General features: G+C 61.3%; 17 protein-coding genes. 9 read left to right on the top strand and 8 right to left on the bottom strand.

Going from position 1 to position 17216, the window contains the following annotated elements; translation table 11 throughout:
- Positions 1-293: 293 nt before the first annotated feature.
- Both APY03_RS04755 and APY03_RS39990 read left to right on the top strand, forming a co-directional pair.
- Complete coding sequence (locus APY03_RS04755; protein WP_232324153.1) at positions 294-605, top strand: hypothetical protein; 312 nt, start codon at positions 294-296, stop codon at positions 603-605.
- Between the two features lie 269 nt (positions 606-874).
- Positions 875-1267, top strand: a complete 393-nt coding sequence (locus tag APY03_RS39990; protein WP_083944158.1) for a DUF2924 domain-containing protein — start codon at positions 875-877, stop codon at positions 1265-1267.
- A 551-nt stretch (positions 1268-1818) separates the two neighbouring features.
- Here APY03_RS39990 and APY03_RS04745 read toward each other — a convergent pair.
- The 3 genes from APY03_RS04745 to APY03_RS04735 form a co-directional block, all read right to left on the bottom strand.
- Entirely contained in the window at positions 1819-2874 is a 1056-nt protein-coding gene (locus tag APY03_RS04745) for an acyltransferase family protein (RefSeq protein ID WP_068674418.1), read from the bottom strand.
- A gap of 32 nt (positions 2875-2906) precedes the next feature.
- Positions 2907-3488, bottom strand: coding sequence for a hypothetical protein (locus APY03_RS04740; RefSeq protein WP_198161215.1), 582 nt, complete (start codon positions 3486-3488; stop codon positions 2907-2909).
- Between the two features lie 89 nt (positions 3489-3577).
- Positions 3578-3997, bottom strand: a complete 420-nt coding sequence (locus tag APY03_RS04735) for a hypothetical protein (protein WP_068674414.1) — start codon at positions 3995-3997, stop codon at positions 3578-3580.
- 108 nt (positions 3998-4105) lie between these two features.
- Between APY03_RS04735 and APY03_RS04730 the strand changes: the two genes are divergently transcribed.
- The 3 genes from APY03_RS04730 (at position 4106) to mazF (ending at position 5808) form a co-directional block, all read left to right on the top strand.
- Positions 4106-5083, top strand: coding sequence for a helix-turn-helix transcriptional regulator (locus APY03_RS04730; RefSeq protein ID WP_068674412.1), 978 nt, complete (start codon positions 4106-4108; stop codon positions 5081-5083).
- Positions 5084-5236: 153 nt separating this feature from the next.
- Positions 5237-5470 (top strand): AbrB/MazE/SpoVT family DNA-binding domain-containing protein, encoded by a 234-nt coding sequence (locus tag APY03_RS04725; RefSeq protein WP_068674410.1) that lies wholly within the window; start codon positions 5237-5239, stop codon positions 5468-5470.
- Positions 5467-5808, top strand: a complete 342-nt coding sequence (gene mazF / locus APY03_RS04720; RefSeq protein ID WP_068674408.1) for an endoribonuclease MazF — start codon at positions 5467-5469, stop codon at positions 5806-5808. The genes APY03_RS04725 and mazF overlap by 4 nt, the downstream gene beginning before the upstream one ends.
- A gap of 229 nt (positions 5809-6037) precedes the next feature.
- Here the strand turns inward: mazF and APY03_RS04715 are convergent, their stop codons facing one another.
- The 4 genes from APY03_RS04715 to APY03_RS04695 all read right to left on the bottom strand — a co-directional run bounded on the left by APY03_RS04715 (position 6038) and on the right by APY03_RS04695 (position 11536).
- Positions 6038-7756 (bottom strand): hypothetical protein, encoded by a 1719-nt coding sequence (locus tag APY03_RS04715; protein ID WP_102906934.1) that lies wholly within the window; start codon positions 7754-7756, stop codon positions 6038-6040.
- A gap of 287 nt (positions 7757-8043) precedes the next feature.
- Positions 8044-8949, bottom strand: a complete 906-nt coding sequence (locus APY03_RS41225) for a hypothetical protein (RefSeq protein WP_146039517.1) — start codon at positions 8947-8949, stop codon at positions 8044-8046.
- Positions 8950-10315: 1366 nt separating this feature from the next.
- A complete protein-coding gene (locus APY03_RS04700; protein ID WP_068674400.1) occupies positions 10316-11005 on the bottom strand; it encodes an SHOCT domain-containing protein in 690 nt (229 codons plus the stop codon).
- A gap of 33 nt (positions 11006-11038) precedes the next feature.
- Positions 11039-11536 carry a hypothetical protein gene (locus APY03_RS04695; RefSeq protein ID WP_068674398.1) on the bottom strand — a complete coding sequence of 166 codons (498 nt, stop codon included), beginning with the start codon at positions 11534-11536 and terminating at the stop codon, positions 11039-11041.
- 192 nt (positions 11537-11728) lie between these two features.
- Between APY03_RS04695 and APY03_RS04690 the strand changes: the two genes are divergently transcribed.
- From APY03_RS04690 to APY03_RS04680, 4 genes are all read left to right on the top strand, one after another.
- The gene (locus APY03_RS04690) at positions 11729-12136 is read left to right on the top strand and encodes a hypothetical protein (RefSeq protein ID WP_232076906.1); all 408 of its coding nucleotides are present in this window, start codon (positions 11729-11731) and stop codon (positions 12134-12136) included.
- A gap of 80 nt (positions 12137-12216) precedes the next feature.
- A complete protein-coding gene (locus APY03_RS41220; protein ID WP_162570817.1) occupies positions 12217-13179 on the top strand; it encodes a hypothetical protein in 963 nt (320 codons plus the stop codon).
- Between the two features lie 66 nt (positions 13180-13245).
- Positions 13246-15366, top strand: coding sequence for a GYF domain-containing protein (locus APY03_RS04685; RefSeq protein ID WP_083944156.1), 2121 nt, complete (start codon positions 13246-13248; stop codon positions 15364-15366).
- Positions 15367-15391: 25 nt separating this feature from the next.
- Positions 15392-16219, top strand: coding sequence for a hypothetical protein (locus APY03_RS04680; protein ID WP_068674396.1), 828 nt, complete (start codon positions 15392-15394; stop codon positions 16217-16219).
- A gap of 25 nt (positions 16220-16244) precedes the next feature.
- Here APY03_RS04680 and APY03_RS41215 read toward each other — a convergent pair whose 3' ends face one another.
- On the bottom strand, positions 16245-16670 hold the full coding sequence (locus APY03_RS41215; RefSeq protein ID WP_146039522.1) for a hypothetical protein: 426 nt from the start codon (positions 16668-16670) through the stop codon (positions 16245-16247).
- Positions 16671-17216: the final 546 nt, after the last annotated feature.

Raw genomic sequence — 17216 nt, 5'->3', positions numbered from 1 at the left:
GGCGGAGCGGCTGCCGGCGCTGGAACGCAAGCTTGCCGACACGGAGCCTGACCTCAAGCGGGTAAACGCGCAGCGTCACAATCCGCTGGTCCGTCGCCTGCCCGCGGCAAACTTGGCTGTCGAGGTCACGGAGAGAGGCGCGCTTCGAGCCGTCTCAAGCGTCTCATCTCCCCCTTCAGCGGTGCGACGCATGAGACGCCAGCAGGCGCATCGTCGAGTCAAGAACCGCGCACAAGAGAATCCGACCCTCGAGAGAGTGGCAAGGGGTCTCAATCGCGTACAGAATTGCTCGCATGCCGCACAACGAGCAACCCGCAAGCCCAACAGAAGGAAGAGGCCGCCTCTTTCGCAGGGCGCGCCCTGTGCTTGGAGCAGCCTTGCTGCTAGCAGTGGCCATCGGAGTTCCCATCGCAGGTGTTCTTTACAAGCGCGAGCGCTGGCAGGCCTTTGTGAAGGAGCACGACTGCAAGAAGGTTGGACACAAGGAAGGCGACGTAGTCACGTCAGTCGGCATGGACTCCAAGGGCTTTCCTGTCGTCAGCACGGGCGTCACTGATGACAAGACCGCCTGGAAGTGCAAAGACGGAGTCACCTACTGGCGCTGAAACTACGCCGAGCCGGCAGCAGCCCGTAAACGAGACGGACGCGTGCTGGCCCGTCAGGCTCCCAGGGGAGGCCTGCTGCAGGCCACCGTGAGACTGCGAAAAGCCGGCCAGGGCCTCAGCCCCACTCAGGGTGCCTCGCGAGCCTGGATTCACGCTCCGGGGTCACGGAGGGCGCCGCGGACCGGCCTGTTTGACTGTAAGAACTGAAAGTACTATAGTACTTTCGCCGGCGCAGACACGTTGCTCTGCACGATTCGAAGGAGCGAGCCATGCATACCATTGAAGTTGACTTCGATGTCTACAAGGAGCTGACTGTTCGTCGCGAGACAGAGGAGGTCACGTACAACGCAGTCATTCGAGACCTTCTTGGCCTGGGCAAAGCTAAGCCCATTCCTCCCAAATCGAACGATGCGTCTCCTCAGGACTGGGTCGTGAAAGGTATCCGGTTTCCGGCTGGTGCCGAATTCCGAGCCACATACAAAGGAAAAGTCCACACCGCGCGAGTTGAAGGCGGCGCCATGGTCCTCAACGGAAAGCGCTATGACTCGCCGTCACCGGCGGCGATGTCTCTCACCGCAAGTCAAGTCAACGGTTGGCGTTTTTGGGAGTGCCGCCTGCCGGGAAAGTCGACATGGCAACTCATGGAAAGTCTTCGTCGATGAGGCACGGGTGCTGGCGGGCTAGCCTAATGGTGCGAGCGCGCTTCTCGCATGGCGGTCGCCATGTCGCTGATGGAGGACCTTGGAGCGGGAATGGTCGCAGGAACGGCTGCGCTTTGTTGCGAAGCCTGGTTACCAAGCGAACCTGCTGTTCGACACACTATCGCCAGAGCATGCCCACCTGGACGCCATGCTGAACGACAGGAGGCGATGGCGTGGATAGCGAGCAAGCCGTTCCTGCGACACCTGGTGGTTCAGACCTTGCGCGTCCTTCCAACCGTTCATCCGGCCGCAACCGCGCAGCCGTTGGACCCTCGGCCTGGAGTACGAGTGCTGGAGTGCTTCGAGAAAGAGTTCCCCTTGGCGCCAAGCCCGGGCTCCTACGAGCGGCTGTCCGGGAAGTGATGTGTGAGATGCCCGATAAGCTTCGGGCCCCGATGCTCAGTTGGATTCAGCAAACTGCGTAGGGAGTTCGAGGGAGGAAGACGCAGCCTTTTAGGCCCAGCCCTGCGCAGCCTCCTCCGCTGCTACCCCCGTTGACCTGGGGTCTCTTTTCATGTCTCGGTTCGCCCCATCTGCCCAAGCGCGTCACGCCGGCTATCCACAGGAGCAGAGCTCCGCTGCTGCGAGTACTTGTCCAGTCCCCAGTACAGAAGAAATGAGACCCCTACGACCGTGGCCAAGTAGAGGGTTGGAGATTCGAGCGAAGCGAGCTTCAGCAGATAAAACACTGGGATGTGGGCCACGTACATCGGGTAGGAAATGTCGCCAAGCAGTCGCAGCGTTGCCGAGCCACCTGCTCCCACCCCAGGGTACGTCGTGAACCGTCTGAACGTCCACAGTACAACGACCAACGTGAATGCCTGCAAGGCGAAATGGTCGATTCCGCTGTTGAGGAACTCATCGACCAAGCCACGCTTCCAGCTGGAGGCAAACTGAATGGCGGTAGCGAGCACGATGTGCAGCGCGAACATCCAGCCAACTTCTTTCAGGATGGAGATGGAGTTCTCCGGCTCTCGAGCAAGCCGAAGGCCGGCCAACCAGATGAACGAGAGCAACAGGAGGTTCAGGCCGAACCCCACCCCGGAATAGTAATTCCAGTGGAAGAGGGTTCGCCCGCAGGTGTACGCCAGGTAGGCTGCGAATGAAGCAGCCGTCAAGGCACGCAACGTGGACGGGCGGAGCTTGAAGAGCAAAGGGGTCAAACAGTAGAGCCAGACCTCCAGAGCCAAGGTCCAGGCTGGCCCGACAAAGGAGTCGCTGGTCAGAATCTGATTCAAAAACAGGACGTTGACCAAGACAAGCCAAGCCGACGGGAACGTGTCGTGCTCAAGCGCGAAGACGCCACACGTCAGTGCGACTGCCGCAAGGTAAACCGGATAGATACGCAGCGCCCGGCGCCAGAGGAACCCCTCTGGCTCCTTCGCGTACGACGCTCCGATGGAGTAGCCGCTGATGAGGAGGAAGCCGAGTATCGCCTCGAAGGCACCGAACTTCGGGATGAAATCCCAGGTGCCGATGGCCACGAAGTCGGGCAAATGAGTCACCGCGACGATGAACGCCAGGACGAATCTCAGGCCGGCGAGGGCGCTCCACTTTTGGACTTGCATTTTGTCGGATGAATGTTGATGGATTTGTGGGCTCAGCAATGCGACTGCCATCGCCAGCTGCGCGCCTGCGAGCCCATCGCGAAGGAGTAACGGGAGGGGTCATCGCCTCGGCCCCACCGGTCCTTCAAACGACCTAGCAGCGCCGCCAGACCCCTTTGCTTGGCTGCGCAGACCAGATGCTTGCGGTAGAGCTCGCGCTCCGTTGCCAGCGCCATCCGCAGGGAAGAGATGTTCTCCTCTGTGTACGCCCACACGCCGTGGACCACGAAGTTTCCGGGGCTGCTCGCGTCAGGCGTGGGACGAGCTTCAATGTCCGTAGCTCCAATGCTCCTCAGGAACTCGACGCGCGCCGCTGCGACCATCAACCCGTCGCCGAGCTTCCCGAGCTCCCGACTCAACGCGAAGTGCACGGCCTGAATAGCCGGGAAGCGCTCGGCAAGGAACATGGTTACCTCGGCCAGCAATAGAGGTGCGAAATTGCGAGCTTCCCTACTTGAAGACGGCGAGGGCACAAAGCGGCCGACGCGAACCTCCGACCTGTCGGGGCTGACCTCGACAGGCTCCACTGTGCCCAGCAGGCGGGCACCTTCATAGACGAACATCGGCTCGCCCAACTCGTACCTCGACAGGCCTGGGCCCGAGAGGTGGAGTTGATGCGGCGGGGAGGGCGGTGCCATCGATTTCATGCTTTCTCGCTCCCTCATCAATGAAGCGTTAGCCCGCAGTACGTCAAGCTCGTCGCTTGCGCCTTCGCGTTCAGGCGCAACAGCTTTCGGCCCCTGCCTTGTCGCGTGTCGGAGAGGCTGCGGTCGCGCAGCACCTTGCGGTAGCGGTAGCCGACGGTGACGACCTGGCCATGAGCGACGACCGCGTACGCGGAGCGGGTCTCACTCGCGAGGCGCAGCGCCTCGGCACATTCGTTGCGGGCAATCTTTCGGAGGGCGCTGCTGTCCAGGGTGACCACCTCAGCTCCGAGGTGGTCATGGGAGTAGTGGCCGTACCGCAGCAAACAATCGAGCAGGAGGCTGTTCATCCCGCGCTGCTGGGCGCGCAGGGCTGCGTGGGCGCTGAGAACGGCCGCGACGACCTCGGTTTGCGTGGAAAAGTGCATCGAACCTGACATCACGAACTCCTCTTTTTGTTTGCAATGCAGGTAGTATTTGCAGATGGGTGGCTCATAGCGTGAGCCACCGATACCAAAGAGTTACTCCCCAGCCGCCACAAGCCCCCCATGGACCGGACCGAGCGCTTCTACAAAATCGATTCCTTGCTCCAGCGTGGAAGGCCGGTGCCCATCGCTCGGATGCTGGAGGAGCTGGAGGTCTCCCGGGCCACCTTCAAGCGCGACATCGAATACATGCGCGACCGTCTCCAAGCGCCCATTGAGTGGGACCGAGATGCCGGTGGCTACGTGTACGCCGGCTCGGGGCCCGGCCTGGAAAGACAAGAACTCCCGGGGATGTGGTTTAACTCGAGCGAGGCGTATGCGTTGCTGATGATGCAAGCGCTGCTGTCGGAGATGCAGCCAGGGCTGCTGGGCTCACATATCGAGCCTCTGCGGGCGCGACTGCGCGCCGTCATCGAGACCGGACAGCACGCCGCTTCCGACGTCGAGGGCCGCGTGCGCCTGATAACCACCGGCGCGCGGCCCGTGCCAGACAAGCACTTCGAAGTCGTGGCCGCTGCCTTGTTACGCGGCGAACGCCTGAAGTTGAAATATTTTGCCAAGGGGCGTGGCGAAAGCAGCGAGCGAGAGGTGTCGCCCCAGATGCTCTTGCACTACCGCTCGAACTGGCTTCTGTGCGCATACTGTCATGTTCGCAACGGCTTGCGGTCGTTCGCGATGGATTCAATGGAGGCCGTGGAGGTTCTCGCTCGCCCTGCAGGGAAGGTGCCGAAGAAGGTGCTTGCCTCGTTCATCGGCGAGGGCTACGGCATTTTTAGCGGCAGCCAACTCACATGGGCAAAGCTGCGCTTCAGCGCCGAGCGCGCCCGCTGGGTGTCGCGCGAGAGCTGGCACCCGAAGCAACGCATGACGCGCGACGCCCAGGACCGCCTAGTGCTGGAGGTCCCGTATGCCGATGCGCGCGAGTTGACGATGGATATCCTGCGCCACGGGCCGCATGTCGAGGTCTTGGAGCCGCCGGCCTTGCGTGCACAAGTGGCGCAGGAGTTGGCTCGGGCGGTGGAGCAGTACCAAGCCGCTTGACGGGTTTGCATCGGACATCTGACCGCGCTGGCATATGCCTAGCATTCCGCGCCTGACCTACCTAGACCAGACGGAGCCGCTACCCTCCTCGATGGGAGCTTGCATTAGGCGCCAAAGGTATCTACAATGTATCTACATTGCAAGGAGAGAAACATGCGTGTTGAAGTTCAAAAGTGGGGCAACAGCGCCGCGGTGCGTGTCCCTGCTCCGGCGCTGAAAGACGCCGGTATGCAGGTCGGCCAGAGCCTTGAGCTGCGGGTTGAAGGGGGCAAGCTGGTCATCGAGCCGGCGACAGAAAGCCTCGAAGACCTGCTGGCGCAGATGACCCCGGAAAACCAGCATGGTTTGGCACTGGAAGGGCCGGCGGTAGGGGCTGAGGCTTGGTGACGGGTGCGTACGTCCCTGGCCGTGGCGACGTTGTCTGGTTAGACTTCGACCCCCAAGCGGGGCATGAACAGGCGGGTCGCCGTCCCGCGCTGGTGCTTTCACCGGCGACGTACAACGGAAAGAGCGGTTTGATGCTCTGCTGCCCGGTCACAAACCAGGCGAAGGGCTATCCCTTCGAAGTGCCGGTCACGCCGTCCTCCGGCAAGGTCACTGGAGTTGCCTTGACTGACCAAGTGCGATGCCTCGATTGGCGCTCTCGCAATGCCTCGAAGTTCGCTTCAGTCACGACGAAGTGCACACTGGACGTGAGCGCGAAAGTGAAGCTTCTACTGCCCTGACCAGCGAAAACCTGATTGGTCGGGGCGGCCGCTACCGCGACCGGCTTCAGTCGGGCCAATACCGGAAGTTCGTCCGCAACCCTCCAGTTTTGCCTGCAGCCATAGCTGTAAGAAGCCAATCCATCGAACATCGAACCATCCTTGATGGGGTCGCCCGAGTGCGGCTCCTGGCGCGCCCGGGCGGGCACGCTTTCACTCGGTTCCGGGTGCGCGACAGGAGCCCAGTTTTTCAGTGAGGGCTCGACGGCAGCAACCGGACATCTGACCGCGCGAGCCCACCGTCGTGGTCGAGCCGTCCCCCATGAAAACGTAGTGTCTGCTGCAGCACGTGAAGCGGGCCGCCGCCCACGGTCCCTAAGGGCTGAGCCTCTGCTTCCACTCGGTCCTCGACGTACTGAAGCGTGCTGCAGTCGATAAAGCCGCGTCGCGTGGTGCCATCCCAAAGTGAAAGCCGGCTATCGCTTTCCAAGCGAACATTGGGCGACATAAGGCTCAAGGGACCAAGAGGCATTTGCCTCAAGATACTTCCCGTCATCGCATCGCGTTCGACAAGCGTGTAAGTGAAGCGAGTTTTCGGCTGGGCGGGCTTTGGCTGTGACTTGAACAGGCGTCCCAGGAAGCCGCCTTTCTCGGCACCAGCCGGAGCCGACTCATCCATCAGTTCCTCTTGGCTGGTCACGGCCCACCAACTGCCGCTTGATTCAGCGAACTGCCATCCGCCTACCGGACAGGACCCGCCTTGGTCAAGAAAAGGAAACTGCCACATCAGGCGGTTCGTGCTTAGGTCGACGCCCACGTATGCGCCTTTCTCTGAATCCGCCACCAGGCCAACCCATATTGGCCGCCCGTCAATCACCGCGAGCTGTTGTTCTACGCGCCAGTCGGAGCGGATGACCACTGCCGGTTTGCCTGATTCAAAAATCTGAAGCTTCGAAAGTTGCAGCTCGCCGGACTTCTTAAACCGTTCCCCGTCGAAGGCATAAAGCTGCTGCCCAACAAGGACAAACTGCTGGTTAGGGTCAACTGCCAGCCACTTGCCCGCACCGTGCAGGAAGACAGAACCGGCGGAAAACTTGTCCCTTAAATCAGCTGGAAGGGGCAATGAGAATAGCCGGCGGTGCTCCCATTGCTCCCTGTCCAGCTCATAGATGCCAAGTGCATTGCGCTTAGAGTCGTGGTGGAAGAACCAGCCGCGTAAGGTGCCGTCGTAACCGGGACCACCGACTTCAGACAGATTCGCGTCGAAGTTAGGGTACCTCAAGACTAGCAGCTCCTTCTCAAGGGGGTCCCACGGTGCAAGCGCCGCCTCCAAAACTCTGTCACCAACTACCCTCATGGCAACGGCTTCCCGGTAGTCCAGGTCGTCTCCGAAATCGTCCTGGTCGAGCTCATCAGCCGCGTCGCTGGAGGAGAAGGACCCGTCCTCATCGTGGGCGTCCCAAACCCAGCGTCTGACTTGACCGAAAAGTGGTCCCAAGCGCTGCGCATCTTCCTGCGCCATGAGCGAAATTGCAAAGAACACTGCTTGCAGAACCTCGTCCTGAGTAAGCTCCTCATCGTCTTCGAGCATGCGCTTCAAACTAGAGGCATGCTGCGCGATTGTCTGTTGCAACGCTTCGGTCTGCTCTTCTCTGGCGGCAGCTACAGCCTCGCGCAACGCCTCGCGTTCCTGGCGGCGGCGCTGTGCCCATTGCTCTTGTTGAGTAGCCTGCTGTGCGGCGAAAGCTGCTTGCCGCTGTTGCCGCGAGAACTCTTCCCGGGCATCGAGCTTCGCATTTGCGTTGAGGTATTCGCGGTCGAACTCAATCACGGTCCGGTACAGGCGAACATCTTCATCCCTAACAGGCTTTCCCGCGGCCCTATCTGCCAAGAGTAAGCCGAGCTTGGCTTCCCTGTCGGCCATTGCATTTCGCCGTACCGAGCTCGCCATGTCGCGCCAGAGTCCCATCTTCAAGCCTTTCGTTAGGTGCTCCCGCGGAAGGTATCAGAAAGTATCCACGGACGTCCATGTTGAAGGCGGAAAATTTTCGGATGTCTCATGCTGTTCATCCGTACTGCTGCTGTCTCCTGTGGTCGCTGCTGCCGCAACGGCGCTGTCGTCGGTCAGTGTCATCGCCGCCACACACCGCGTCCAGGCGGCGAAGGTGGAGTGACCGCGGATTCGGCGATGAGCGAATGGCGGCTTCGGAGAACCTCGCTCCGAAGCGGCCGTTCGGACGGCGTCCAAAACTTCCTCTACGGCCGTGCCTCTGGCGAACGACCCTGTACGAGCTTGAGTTCTGATACAGCATCCCTGAATGCAGGCAGACTTTCGGCGAACGAAGCAGAGGGCGCGCTCCCAATGATGTTGAGTAGCGCGCCCGTCTTCAGGCGGACAAGAGCTATGTACTGCATCTCGGATTCGGTTTCTTTGCTCCAGCCTTCGCAGTAGGAGGCGGAGGGCCTCTCTTGCGATGTCGGCCCAACAAACTTCCGACCTCCGAAGCCCGCTGAAATCATCTGCTGACAACCGGCCGGAAACACCGCATCCACCTTTGCGGAAGGCATGGGTGTCGCCTGAATCATGAGCATAGGCCCAGGGCTGCCGACTACTCCCGAACCGTTGTAAGTAAGGGCACCGAAGGTTCCGCGGACGAGCTTCAAACCCCGGGGGTTCAAGCTGACGCCGAGAGCGAACTCGGGCTCGGCAACAGCGTCGTTCCAAGTGATTGTCAGCAGATGGTCTCGAATTCGCTGGAAGTAGTCAGCTGAAGTACCTGTGTACGCCGCTGTGACGGTCAGAACCTTACCGCCCCTGGGGACGGTGAGCATCCAGCCATCCCAGCCGCCTCCATCTGCAGCTCTTGTTCGTCTAAGGAGGGTTCCAGCCAATGCCCCCTCAGTCTTCTCGGGCGGTCGCGCGAAGAGCTGTCGCCAAGTCGGGTCAGTATCAAGTCGGTATCGAGAGTCGCTCATCACAAAAGAGATGAACGTTTCGCCGCTTTTGTCTATCAGGGTCGAGCCGGCTCTCGCCACACTAAGTCCAGCTGGCGGGATGATTTCAACGCCTGTGCCTGGAACTTTCACGCGCTGCCCACTGACTTGGGCAACGCTGTTGGCAGCAATGAAGGCAAAAAGGAAGAAAGTGAAAATGCGAGACATGAAGTAGGCGTTGCGCGTGAGGGCGATTCAAAGATTGTGGAGGGGTGAAGGTCAGTGCGCACGCGCTCACTACCCTCTTCGTTGTGAGCCGGCGACAATGTCCGCTTTTGAGCAGATTTCGCCACGCCGTGAAGGTGAGATTGTGGCCGCTGGCAGCTGTTGGCCGGTCACGGCTAGTGTGGGCGAGGCGAAACGCGTTTATATGTTCCATCCGCAGATGCAGCGGCGCCAAAGTTGCAACCACCGAACTGATGGACCTGCGCAGTTCGAGCATGAACGACGATGAAGATTGCACACTGCTCGGACGGTTCAAGAAAGGCGCCAACGCAACCGCCGCCTGATAGCTGAACCCGGCCGCTCACAGCACCGGAAGTACTGACTCCATCTGGCAACCTCTGCCCGAGAGCGTGCAGCGTGAACTCCAATTCTGACGGCGCCGTTAGCCCCAAGCCAGTGAAGGTAAACGAGGCCGGCTGTCCAGGAGTATTGATACGCTCGTAAGCCCCTTCCGGTCGACAGCCAGACCCAGCGTGGCTGATGCTGGATGCTGTGAGCGCAGCTATGAAAAGGTATCGCTTCATGCTTCTAGGGTTGTGCCACGAATGACTGATGATGGCCGTCAGCGCTGCGGTCAGCGCCTTGCTTTCTCTTCTCGCCTGGAGAGACGTCTCATGCTTCGCTCCCGAGCCAGGTCCGCGGCGGAGGGCCGGGTGAAGTAGCGCCATAGCGCGCCCAGAACTGCCAAGGCGAGCAGGCCCAGGAAGATGTAGACCATGAACTCTGTGAGCCAGGGAAACGGGTCCTCGCCACCACCGCCACCGCCTCGTCTGCGTGCATGAACCGATGTCGCCATCAGGCTCGCCGTCGCAACTGAGCTCAGAACGAGGAATCGAGAGAGGGTCATGCCTTTGCGTGAACTGTAGGGCGGTGTCGAAGGTTTGGTGCTGGCCGCCAGTCATTGCGGCGCGCCTGCGACAGAGCGACTGTCGTTTGAACAAAAGAAGGCCCGTACGAAACGGGCCTTAAGGGGTTGGTCCTTGATGCCTACCCAGGGAGAAACCAAGTCCTCACGGTATTCCGATTGACGTCATTCACAAGTCAACTGAAGGTTCGCAGTGTTGGCACTATTTCACGAATCAGGCGCTATTTTTGAGGGGACCTGGTGTCGCGTAGAGGTTGTGATGCCATGCCGCGCAATGTACGAAGGGCAGCAGCGCCTTCCATCGTCGCAGCGGTGCAGTATCGAATGGCGCTACCGGGCGTCGCAGCGCATGCATCCGCACTGGCGCCGCCTCCGCGCCATAGGAGCCCGATGGCTCGTCCGGAAGCTGGGAACCCGCCCGCGTGCCGAACTGCGAGCAAGCTGCTAGCCGAGCCGCCCCTCCTGCGCACTTGCCAGCACGCGAGCCTTTGCAAGGTCGAACTCCTCTGCCGTCAGAATGCCGTCTGCGTGCAAGTTCGCCAGTTGCTCCAAGCGCAACATCATCTTGGCGGTTGCATCGCTAGCCACCGCGTTGGCTATTGACTCGGGTTTTGGGCGCATCAGGCTCTGAAGCTCGGGGCTGCTAGATGCCGTTATGAAATCGAAAGCGGTTCTTCCAGTGCTGTCAGGATGGTCGGGCTTTGCGCCGGCTTCGAGAAGAAGCGGGATGCAAGAGAGTGCCTGTTCCGAGACGGCGTATTGGAGAAAGCCGCGCCCTGTTGGCAGTTCGTCGTATGGGTGAACTCGCCCGGCCTGCAGCGCAGTGCGAATGACCGAGGGGACGTCATGTTTCAGCGCGTCGCGAAAGTCCTCGATGGCGGATAGCTTCTCGGTACTCAATGCCGTGCCGTCACCATAGCTGACCGGCGGGATGTCCTTCGTGCCCCCGCGCCCGCCGAACACCATGAAAATGGCCCCGGTCACAGCCGCGGCGCACGCTGCGAGCAACAGGTTTTGTCGGTCCTGCATGAGGCCGATGTTGTTGACACGACTGCCGTAGCCCGTCGCTACGCTCGGGTCGAACACGAAGAGTGCATAGCCCCCGACCAAGACCGCACCAATGAACAGCAGCACTCCAAATGCCTTCATCCGGCTCTCCCGTGGTGCCTAGACCGCAGCCGACGGGATGAGCCTGGCCGCAACCGCATGCGCCTTTGTCGCCAAGAAAATCCCCACCGCCAGCTCCCCGAACCCAATCATCCCGTCGATGTGCATCCAAGGGTCCATCGTCGTGATGGGCTGCCCGTTGGCAATCACGATGGCGCACAGCGACAGGTACTTCAGCACTGCCGGCAACGCCTTGATGGCAATGACGAGCAGCCCGAGCACCACGCAGGCGACGACCAGGGCCTGCTGGCTCGGAAGCTGTAGCTTGTCTTCAAACCTCGTCTTCGGAACCAAGCGGTGCGCGACGGACATTGGAAACAGCCATAGGAGCGCGCCGGCTCCGACGTAGAGCCCGGCCACCAGATACGGCACCCACACGGCGTCCGGGTTATTCGACGCCTTCAGCGCCTGGGCGATGGCGAACGCCTGGAACGCGGAGATAGCGAGCCAGATTGCGAACAGGCGAGCGGCAAGGCCGACGATTTGCTGTGGAGTCATGAGCTGGCTTGCCGAAGTGAGGGGCGCATGTTGCGCAGACGAGTTACTGCTGGTAACATAAGGTTAGCACAAAAGTACCCACTGCCGGTGGCGAGTGCGCTCAAAAGAATGGAACGGCGGTACTCCCTACGGGAGGCGCTTCAGGAGTCGAGGGCTAAGGCACGTGCCGGGGACTACCGGTCACGCGCCGGGTTGGAGGAAATCGCGATGCAGACTTGGGCGAAGGTGCTCGATTGGATTGGTGTTGCCTGCTTCGGAGTCGGCGCGCTTGCCATGGCCCGCTACCCGCAGGCCTCTCCATGGGTCATGGTGATTCATCTGCTGCCCTTCGGCGCAGCGCTGATTGCCTTCCGGCCAGACTCCTCGCGCGTTGCCGTTGTAGGAGCGCTGGCGCTCAATGGGCTGTGGCTGGCAGGACTGGCCGCGGCTGTCGCTTTCGTCCTGTGGTCGCTTAAGGCCCGGGAGAGCCTGTTCATCGCCGTCTTCATCGCGGTGATGGCGACACCGTGCCTGCTCAACATCCTCGCGCTGATGTCATCCAAGAACCGAGCGGTAGCGGGCGAGTCGGCTGCGCACACGAGCTTCGCGGCGGCGGAATGATGTCGCGACAAGGCTCATTCTGGTGCCCGCCAGCGCGTTTTCCTCTGGCCGCATGCTGGCGACGTGAAAGTCGTGGCGCGATGTGTTTGATTGTTCCCGCCCTGGCGGCACTCGTCCTGTTGTCCAGCGCCGGCGCAGCAGTGGCCGCTTCCGAAGACATCGCTTTACGCGGCTGCTGGCGTAGTCAGCAGGTTCGAGTCACCCTGGCTGACGGAACGCACCGCGAGCAGAACGGCGACTGTGTCATTGAGTACGACGGTAGTCGGGCTCGGTCGACGTGCCACGGCAGTAACGGAAAGACGGAGACTCTGTCGAGCTATGTGCCATCCGGGCCAGGGCAGTTGCGGGTGACAACCCTCGACCCAGTAACCGGTCAGCCGAAAGGTCCAGCCTCTGAGCTGAACTATCGTATCGAAGACGAATGGCTTCTGTTTGAGCGCCAACTCCCGGCTTCTGCTCAGGCGAGCCCAACGGGAAAGCAGCCGGTTTCGTTGAAGTCGGTGTCAATCCGAGTCTCGTCAGGGACGACGAAGGGAACGGAGTGCCGGCCCCGCGGCGAAAACCCGCTGCGAGTGGGGCGCATGCCGACAAGTTCGCTGCTCTTGACACTGCCCACTGGCTGGAAGCCATGGAACGTCGACCCGGCGACCGACAAGAATCTTGGACCGGCAGTCAACTCGAACTTCTTCGTCGGTGCCTTCGTTCCTCAGAGTGCAAACTTCGGGTCCTCGGGTCCGGTTCAGTTCGTGCTCGTTCTGGACGACACGCGCTATGGGCCGATACCTGTGCGGCCAGCCCAGTTTGCCGATGTAAAGAAGCGATTCATCGGCGAAATGCCTGGGTCTCGGCTGAGTTGCGATGACCAAGACCGAGTATGCGCCAGTCTGCGAACTCCAAATGGCGCAACCACCTATACCGAGCTAGTCAATCTAAACGGGCGCGTGGCCATGGTCACTGCTGCCTCCCAGAACGATTCCATCGACACGCTGCGGAGGTACGCCGCGCGATTTGTGGAAAGACTGCGACTCGACAACCAACGTTGATGCCCCGGACGCTCTAGCGCCGAACGGGCCCTACTCACAAAAACACTGAAAGACTGAGGAGCGAATATGACCATGGAGCAGGCTGGCTCGCTGCTGCCGCTGTTGATATTCCTCGCGCTGATTGCCGGTTGCGTGTGGCTGGTACGTCGGTCGGCACGCCAAAGGGAGGCTCGCGGAGAGAGGCTCCACGGAACGAGAGGCTGGCTCGGCTTCTTTCTTGTCGCTTCATTCGTCCTTTCGCCGCTGATAGGTATTGGCACGCAATTCAGGAACTTCACCGAGGCGGAGGCGCGCAACCCCGCGCTCGTGGAGCTTCCAAGCTATGTGCAATACAAGGCTTTCTGCTGGTGCCTGATGCTGGGCATGATTGTCTGGCAGGTCTGGATGGCCAACCGGCTTCGCACGAGGTACGAGCCGGAGAGCGTGACCCACGCCAAGCTCTTTCTTGCCCTAAGTCCGTTCGTCATGTACCTCGGCGATGTGGGCGCTGCCTGGGCGTTCCTCAACGTGAACGCCGCGGGGGAGGGCGCTGCTCAAACGGTTCGCGGCTTCATTTCAAGCTTCCTCTGGTTTCTGTACTTCACGAACTCGGAGCGAGTAAAGAACACCTACTTTGGTGCCAAGCAGGCCGGGGACCTTGAGCCGCTCGAGTCTCTGCGCATGCGAGCACGTGGCCGGAAAGCGCTCGAAGACCGTCGAGACCCTGTGTTCGCCGAGGCCCCGTTGGCTGCGTTGCCGACGCCGGAGCAGACCGACACGCCCGCAGCAGACGCAGCCGAGCAGGTCTGGTGGTACGCAGAAGGCGAAAACAGGAGCGGTCCGCTGTCGGCAGTGCAGCTCGAGGAGCTTGTGCAGGCGGGCACCATCAGCATGACCACGCTGGTTTGGCGCGAAGGGCGCCTGAGCTGGAAACCCATGCAGCACATCCCGGAGCTGGCCAAGGGCCGGGCTGCGCCGGCCGCGGACGCTGAGCCTGGATTCCTCAGGCAAGCTAGGTTACGCGAACGCGCCGCCGGCGCGCCGCTGTGGACCGCAGCAATCATCTTGGCCGTGGTGCTGGTCGCGTTTGGCCTGGCCTTCCATCTGCCTGAGAGGGCATCGTTGCCCTATGCGCTCGGAGTCGGCATCGGCACGCTGCTGCTGCCAGTCGCGGTTGTCGTCATTTTCTCGCTCTGGAGCGACTACCCCAGTCAGCGCAAGAACCTGAAGGTCTTCGTCGGGTGCTGCACGGTGCTGCTCGCAACTTCGGGCGCGACCACGCTCATGACACGCGGCTACGTGGAGCGTTGGCTCAATCGGGACCAGTTGACGGCGGAGGACCACCGTTCTCAGGCAATCAAATGTGTGCAGCTGCGCGACCTGCGATGCCAGGAAGCCAGCTGGCGCGAGTACGTACGGCTTCGGCCCGATGACGCCTTGGGCGCCGCGCGCCTGGGCATGGTCCTGAACTTGCGTGACAAGCACGAGGAAGCCATCGTTCACCTCAGGAGGTCGTTGGACCTCGGGGAGGGTGCGTACGACCTCTTCGCGTTCTATGCCGACAGCCACGAGAAGCTGGGCCACACGGGCGACGCCATCGAATGGTCGTACAAGGCACTGTCCGTAGCTCCGAGCTTGGTCGACGTCAGAGGACGCTTAGCCAGCCTCCTGCTCAAATCGAAACGGCCGTACGAGGCGCTGTCTCTCCTGCAGGCCTACGACAACCAGCTGGAGGCAAAGGGCGTTCGCCCGTACTTCGTGGCGCAACGGATTTCCATTGAGACGGCTATCGACCAGGCCGAGCCAGAGAAGACCTTGGAGCGCACGGCGCTGCGGTTGCCGGCCTTCAGTGGTCACTTCTTCGCGCCAGTGACCCTGGGCTCGAGCAAGCCGCGGGCTTTCATGGTCGACACCGGCGCCAGCCGGACGAGCCTCAGCGACGCGATGCTGCGTGACACGAAGGTCGTCTACCGGGTGACCGAGCCGCAGGTGAAGATGCGCACAGCCGACGGCAGAGTAGCGCTGGCACGAGGCATCCTCATCGAGACGATGAAGGTCGGCCCTTTTGAACTCAAGAACGTGCCAGCAGTCGCGTGCGTCGATTGCGCCTCGCTACTTGGCCAGGCGAGCTTAGCGCATTTCGACATGCAATCAGCGCGGGCGCAAGGGGTCGAGTTCCTCCTCCTGGCGCGGCGCGGACCTCAATAGTTGAACAAAGGAAGCGAGACCTTCGATGGAAAACATGTTCTTCCAAAGGCTGCGCCGCCTGAGCGTTGCGCTGCTCGCGGCGGTGTCGTTCGCGTCCGCCGCGCAGCAGCCAACGCCGGCTCGGTTGCAGGCCGAGATTTCGCGGTGGATGCAGCGCTACGTCAGTGACGAGACTCTGCTCGAGAAGACAGTGAGCAACTCGTACGGGCCGAACCTGGCGCCGCCGAAGCGCGAGGCAGTCAAGGCAATGTTGCGAACAGTCATGGTGCACGAACGGATGGCGCCATACCTGACCAAGGTGGTGCTGCCCTTCTACGGCAAGCAGCTCGGCACGGATGAAAGCAAGAACTACGTGCTCGAGGCCGTGGTCGAACTGCAGGTGAAGGGGCTGCGCCGCCTGCCGACCGAGGTCCATGCGCAATTCCTGCGATACATCCTCGACATGGCTGCGGCCACTCAGCCTACCGTGTGCAAGGCGCTCTTCCTCGGGAAAATGGGCACCCAGCAGTCTGCCGTCTATGAGCGCCGGTACATGGCGAGCTTGCCGACAGAGAAGTTCGAGGCCGTTCTCGGTATGTACCAGGCGGCAGCGCTGGCCGAGCTTGATGGCTATCCCGACGTCAAGCCGCTCAACCCGACGCAGGCCAAGGCGGCCGAGAGCGCCTATGCCGTTGCAGTCAAGTCCCGCATCGCGCGCATGCCGCTAGGGCTGCACGCACGCGTTTCCGCGGACATTGAAGGTGGCGAACCGACTGAGGTGTGCGCGTGGTTCCGTGACACCGTTGGAGCGGCATTGGACCTGCATGAGCCTTACCTCGGGTGGTATCTCACCCGCTTCATCCAGGCCATGTGACGGAGCGAGGTGCGCGATGTCGTGTTTACGCCGGCAGTGGCTTGACGCGCCACCCACCAGGAGCGGTGAACGTGGCACCACAGCGCTGGCTCGGGCAGCTTTCTGCGTCAAGGAGCACGACGGTATCGCAATTCGGGCACGTGCCCTTGGGCTTCGCCTCGTAGGCCTCACGCTCGAGACGAAGTCGACCTTCTTCTGTCTTCAACTGCTCTACCCTCTCTCGCTCGATTCGCTCTGCAGCCAACTCGCCAGCGCGGCGGCCGGTATAGAGCGCTCTGGAGCGAACTTCATCGCCCAGAGCTTCTGTAAAAGCTTTTGCCCAGACCCCGGGCTTTCGCTGCGCTGAATCGCACTCGGCCATCGCTGCGGCGAAATCGTCATCTGTTGGCCCCACATGTGCGGGAGCGGAGGAGGACTTGGTTGATGCGTCGAACAGCGCAGCGGCATTCATGGCGCCCGACGAGGAATGCGCTGAGGTGCGGCCAGCACCAGGTGCCGGAGTCGATTCCCCTGTGGCAAGATTCTTCGAGACTGCGAGAATAATCCCTGCAATCAAGGGGCTGATGAGCAGGCATAGGAAGAACCATCCCCAACCGCTTCGGCCGCGGGTCGATGCCCAGATGCCGACCGCGATAGACAGGGGCAACGCAATCGTCAGTCAGCCTAGTAGTTGTCCCATTTCACGCTCTCCTCAGTTCCTGTTTGAATTGTTGCAGCACGAGAGTGCTCATTATCGTTCTGGCCGCACGATGCTGTTGGCAACCTAACGGCACAACGGCTTCAAGCGTGCAAAGGACGCCGCGGCTTTCGCCACATCAGAGTCGCCGTTCCCAGCCAAGAATTGGAAGCGAGATGAAGTAGTCACCGAAGCAAGCTGAGTACATGACCATCCGCGCTCTCAGAATTCTGGCCCACTCGTGGAGCATGTCGAGCTCCACGATGGCGCAAACGAAGCAGCGGCGAGGGCGAACAGCCGCTGTCGCCTCGATAAGCGCCT

Source organism: Variovorax sp. WDL1, from assembly GCF_001541225.1.
In the GTDB taxonomy this organism is placed as follows: Bacteria; Pseudomonadota; Gammaproteobacteria; order Burkholderiales; family Burkholderiaceae_C; genus Variovorax.
Note: the sequence above shows the minus strand (reverse complement) of the source record. Positions and strands in the feature narration are given on the sequence as shown.

Excerpts from the sequence above, each read along its gene's own strand:
- APY03_RS04755 (WP_232324153.1), top strand. The coding sequence starts at position 294 with ATGCCGCACAACGAGCAACCCGCAAGCCCAACAGAAGGAAGAGGCCGC.
- APY03_RS39990 (WP_083944158.1), top strand. The coding sequence starts at position 875 with ATGCATACCATTGAAGTTGACTTCGATGTCTACAAGGAGCTGACTGTT.
- APY03_RS04745 (WP_068674418.1), bottom strand. The coding sequence starts at position 2,874 with ATGCAAGTCCAAAAGTGGAGCGCCCTCGCCGGCCTGAGATTCGTCCTG.
- APY03_RS04735 (WP_068674414.1), bottom strand. The coding sequence starts at position 3,997 with ATGTCAGGTTCGATGCACTTTTCCACGCAAACCGAGGTCGTCGCGGCC.
- APY03_RS04730 (WP_068674412.1), top strand. The coding sequence starts at position 4,106 with ATGGACCGGACCGAGCGCTTCTACAAAATCGATTCCTTGCTCCAGCGT.
- APY03_RS04725 (WP_068674410.1), top strand. The coding sequence starts at position 5,237 with ATGCGTGTTGAAGTTCAAAAGTGGGGCAACAGCGCCGCGGTGCGTGTC.
- APY03_RS04715 (WP_102906934.1), bottom strand. The coding sequence starts at position 7,756 with ATGGGACTCTGGCGCGACATGGCGAGCTCGGTACGGCGAAATGCAATG.
- APY03_RS41225 (WP_146039517.1), bottom strand. The coding sequence starts at position 8,949 with ATGTCTCGCATTTTCACTTTCTTCCTTTTTGCCTTCATTGCTGCCAAC.
- APY03_RS04695 (WP_068674398.1), bottom strand. The coding sequence starts at position 11,536 with ATGACTCCACAGCAAATCGTCGGCCTTGCCGCTCGCCTGTTCGCAATC.
- APY03_RS41220 (WP_162570817.1), top strand. The coding sequence starts at position 12,217 with ATGTGTTTGATTGTTCCCGCCCTGGCGGCACTCGTCCTGTTGTCCAGC.
- APY03_RS04685 (WP_083944156.1), top strand. The coding sequence starts at position 13,246 with ATGACCATGGAGCAGGCTGGCTCGCTGCTGCCGCTGTTGATATTCCTC.
- APY03_RS04680 (WP_068674396.1), top strand. The coding sequence starts at position 15,392 with ATGGAAAACATGTTCTTCCAAAGGCTGCGCCGCCTGAGCGTTGCGCTG.
- APY03_RS41215 (WP_146039522.1), bottom strand. The coding sequence starts at position 16,670 with ATGAATGCCGCTGCGCTGTTCGACGCATCAACCAAGTCCTCCTCCGCT.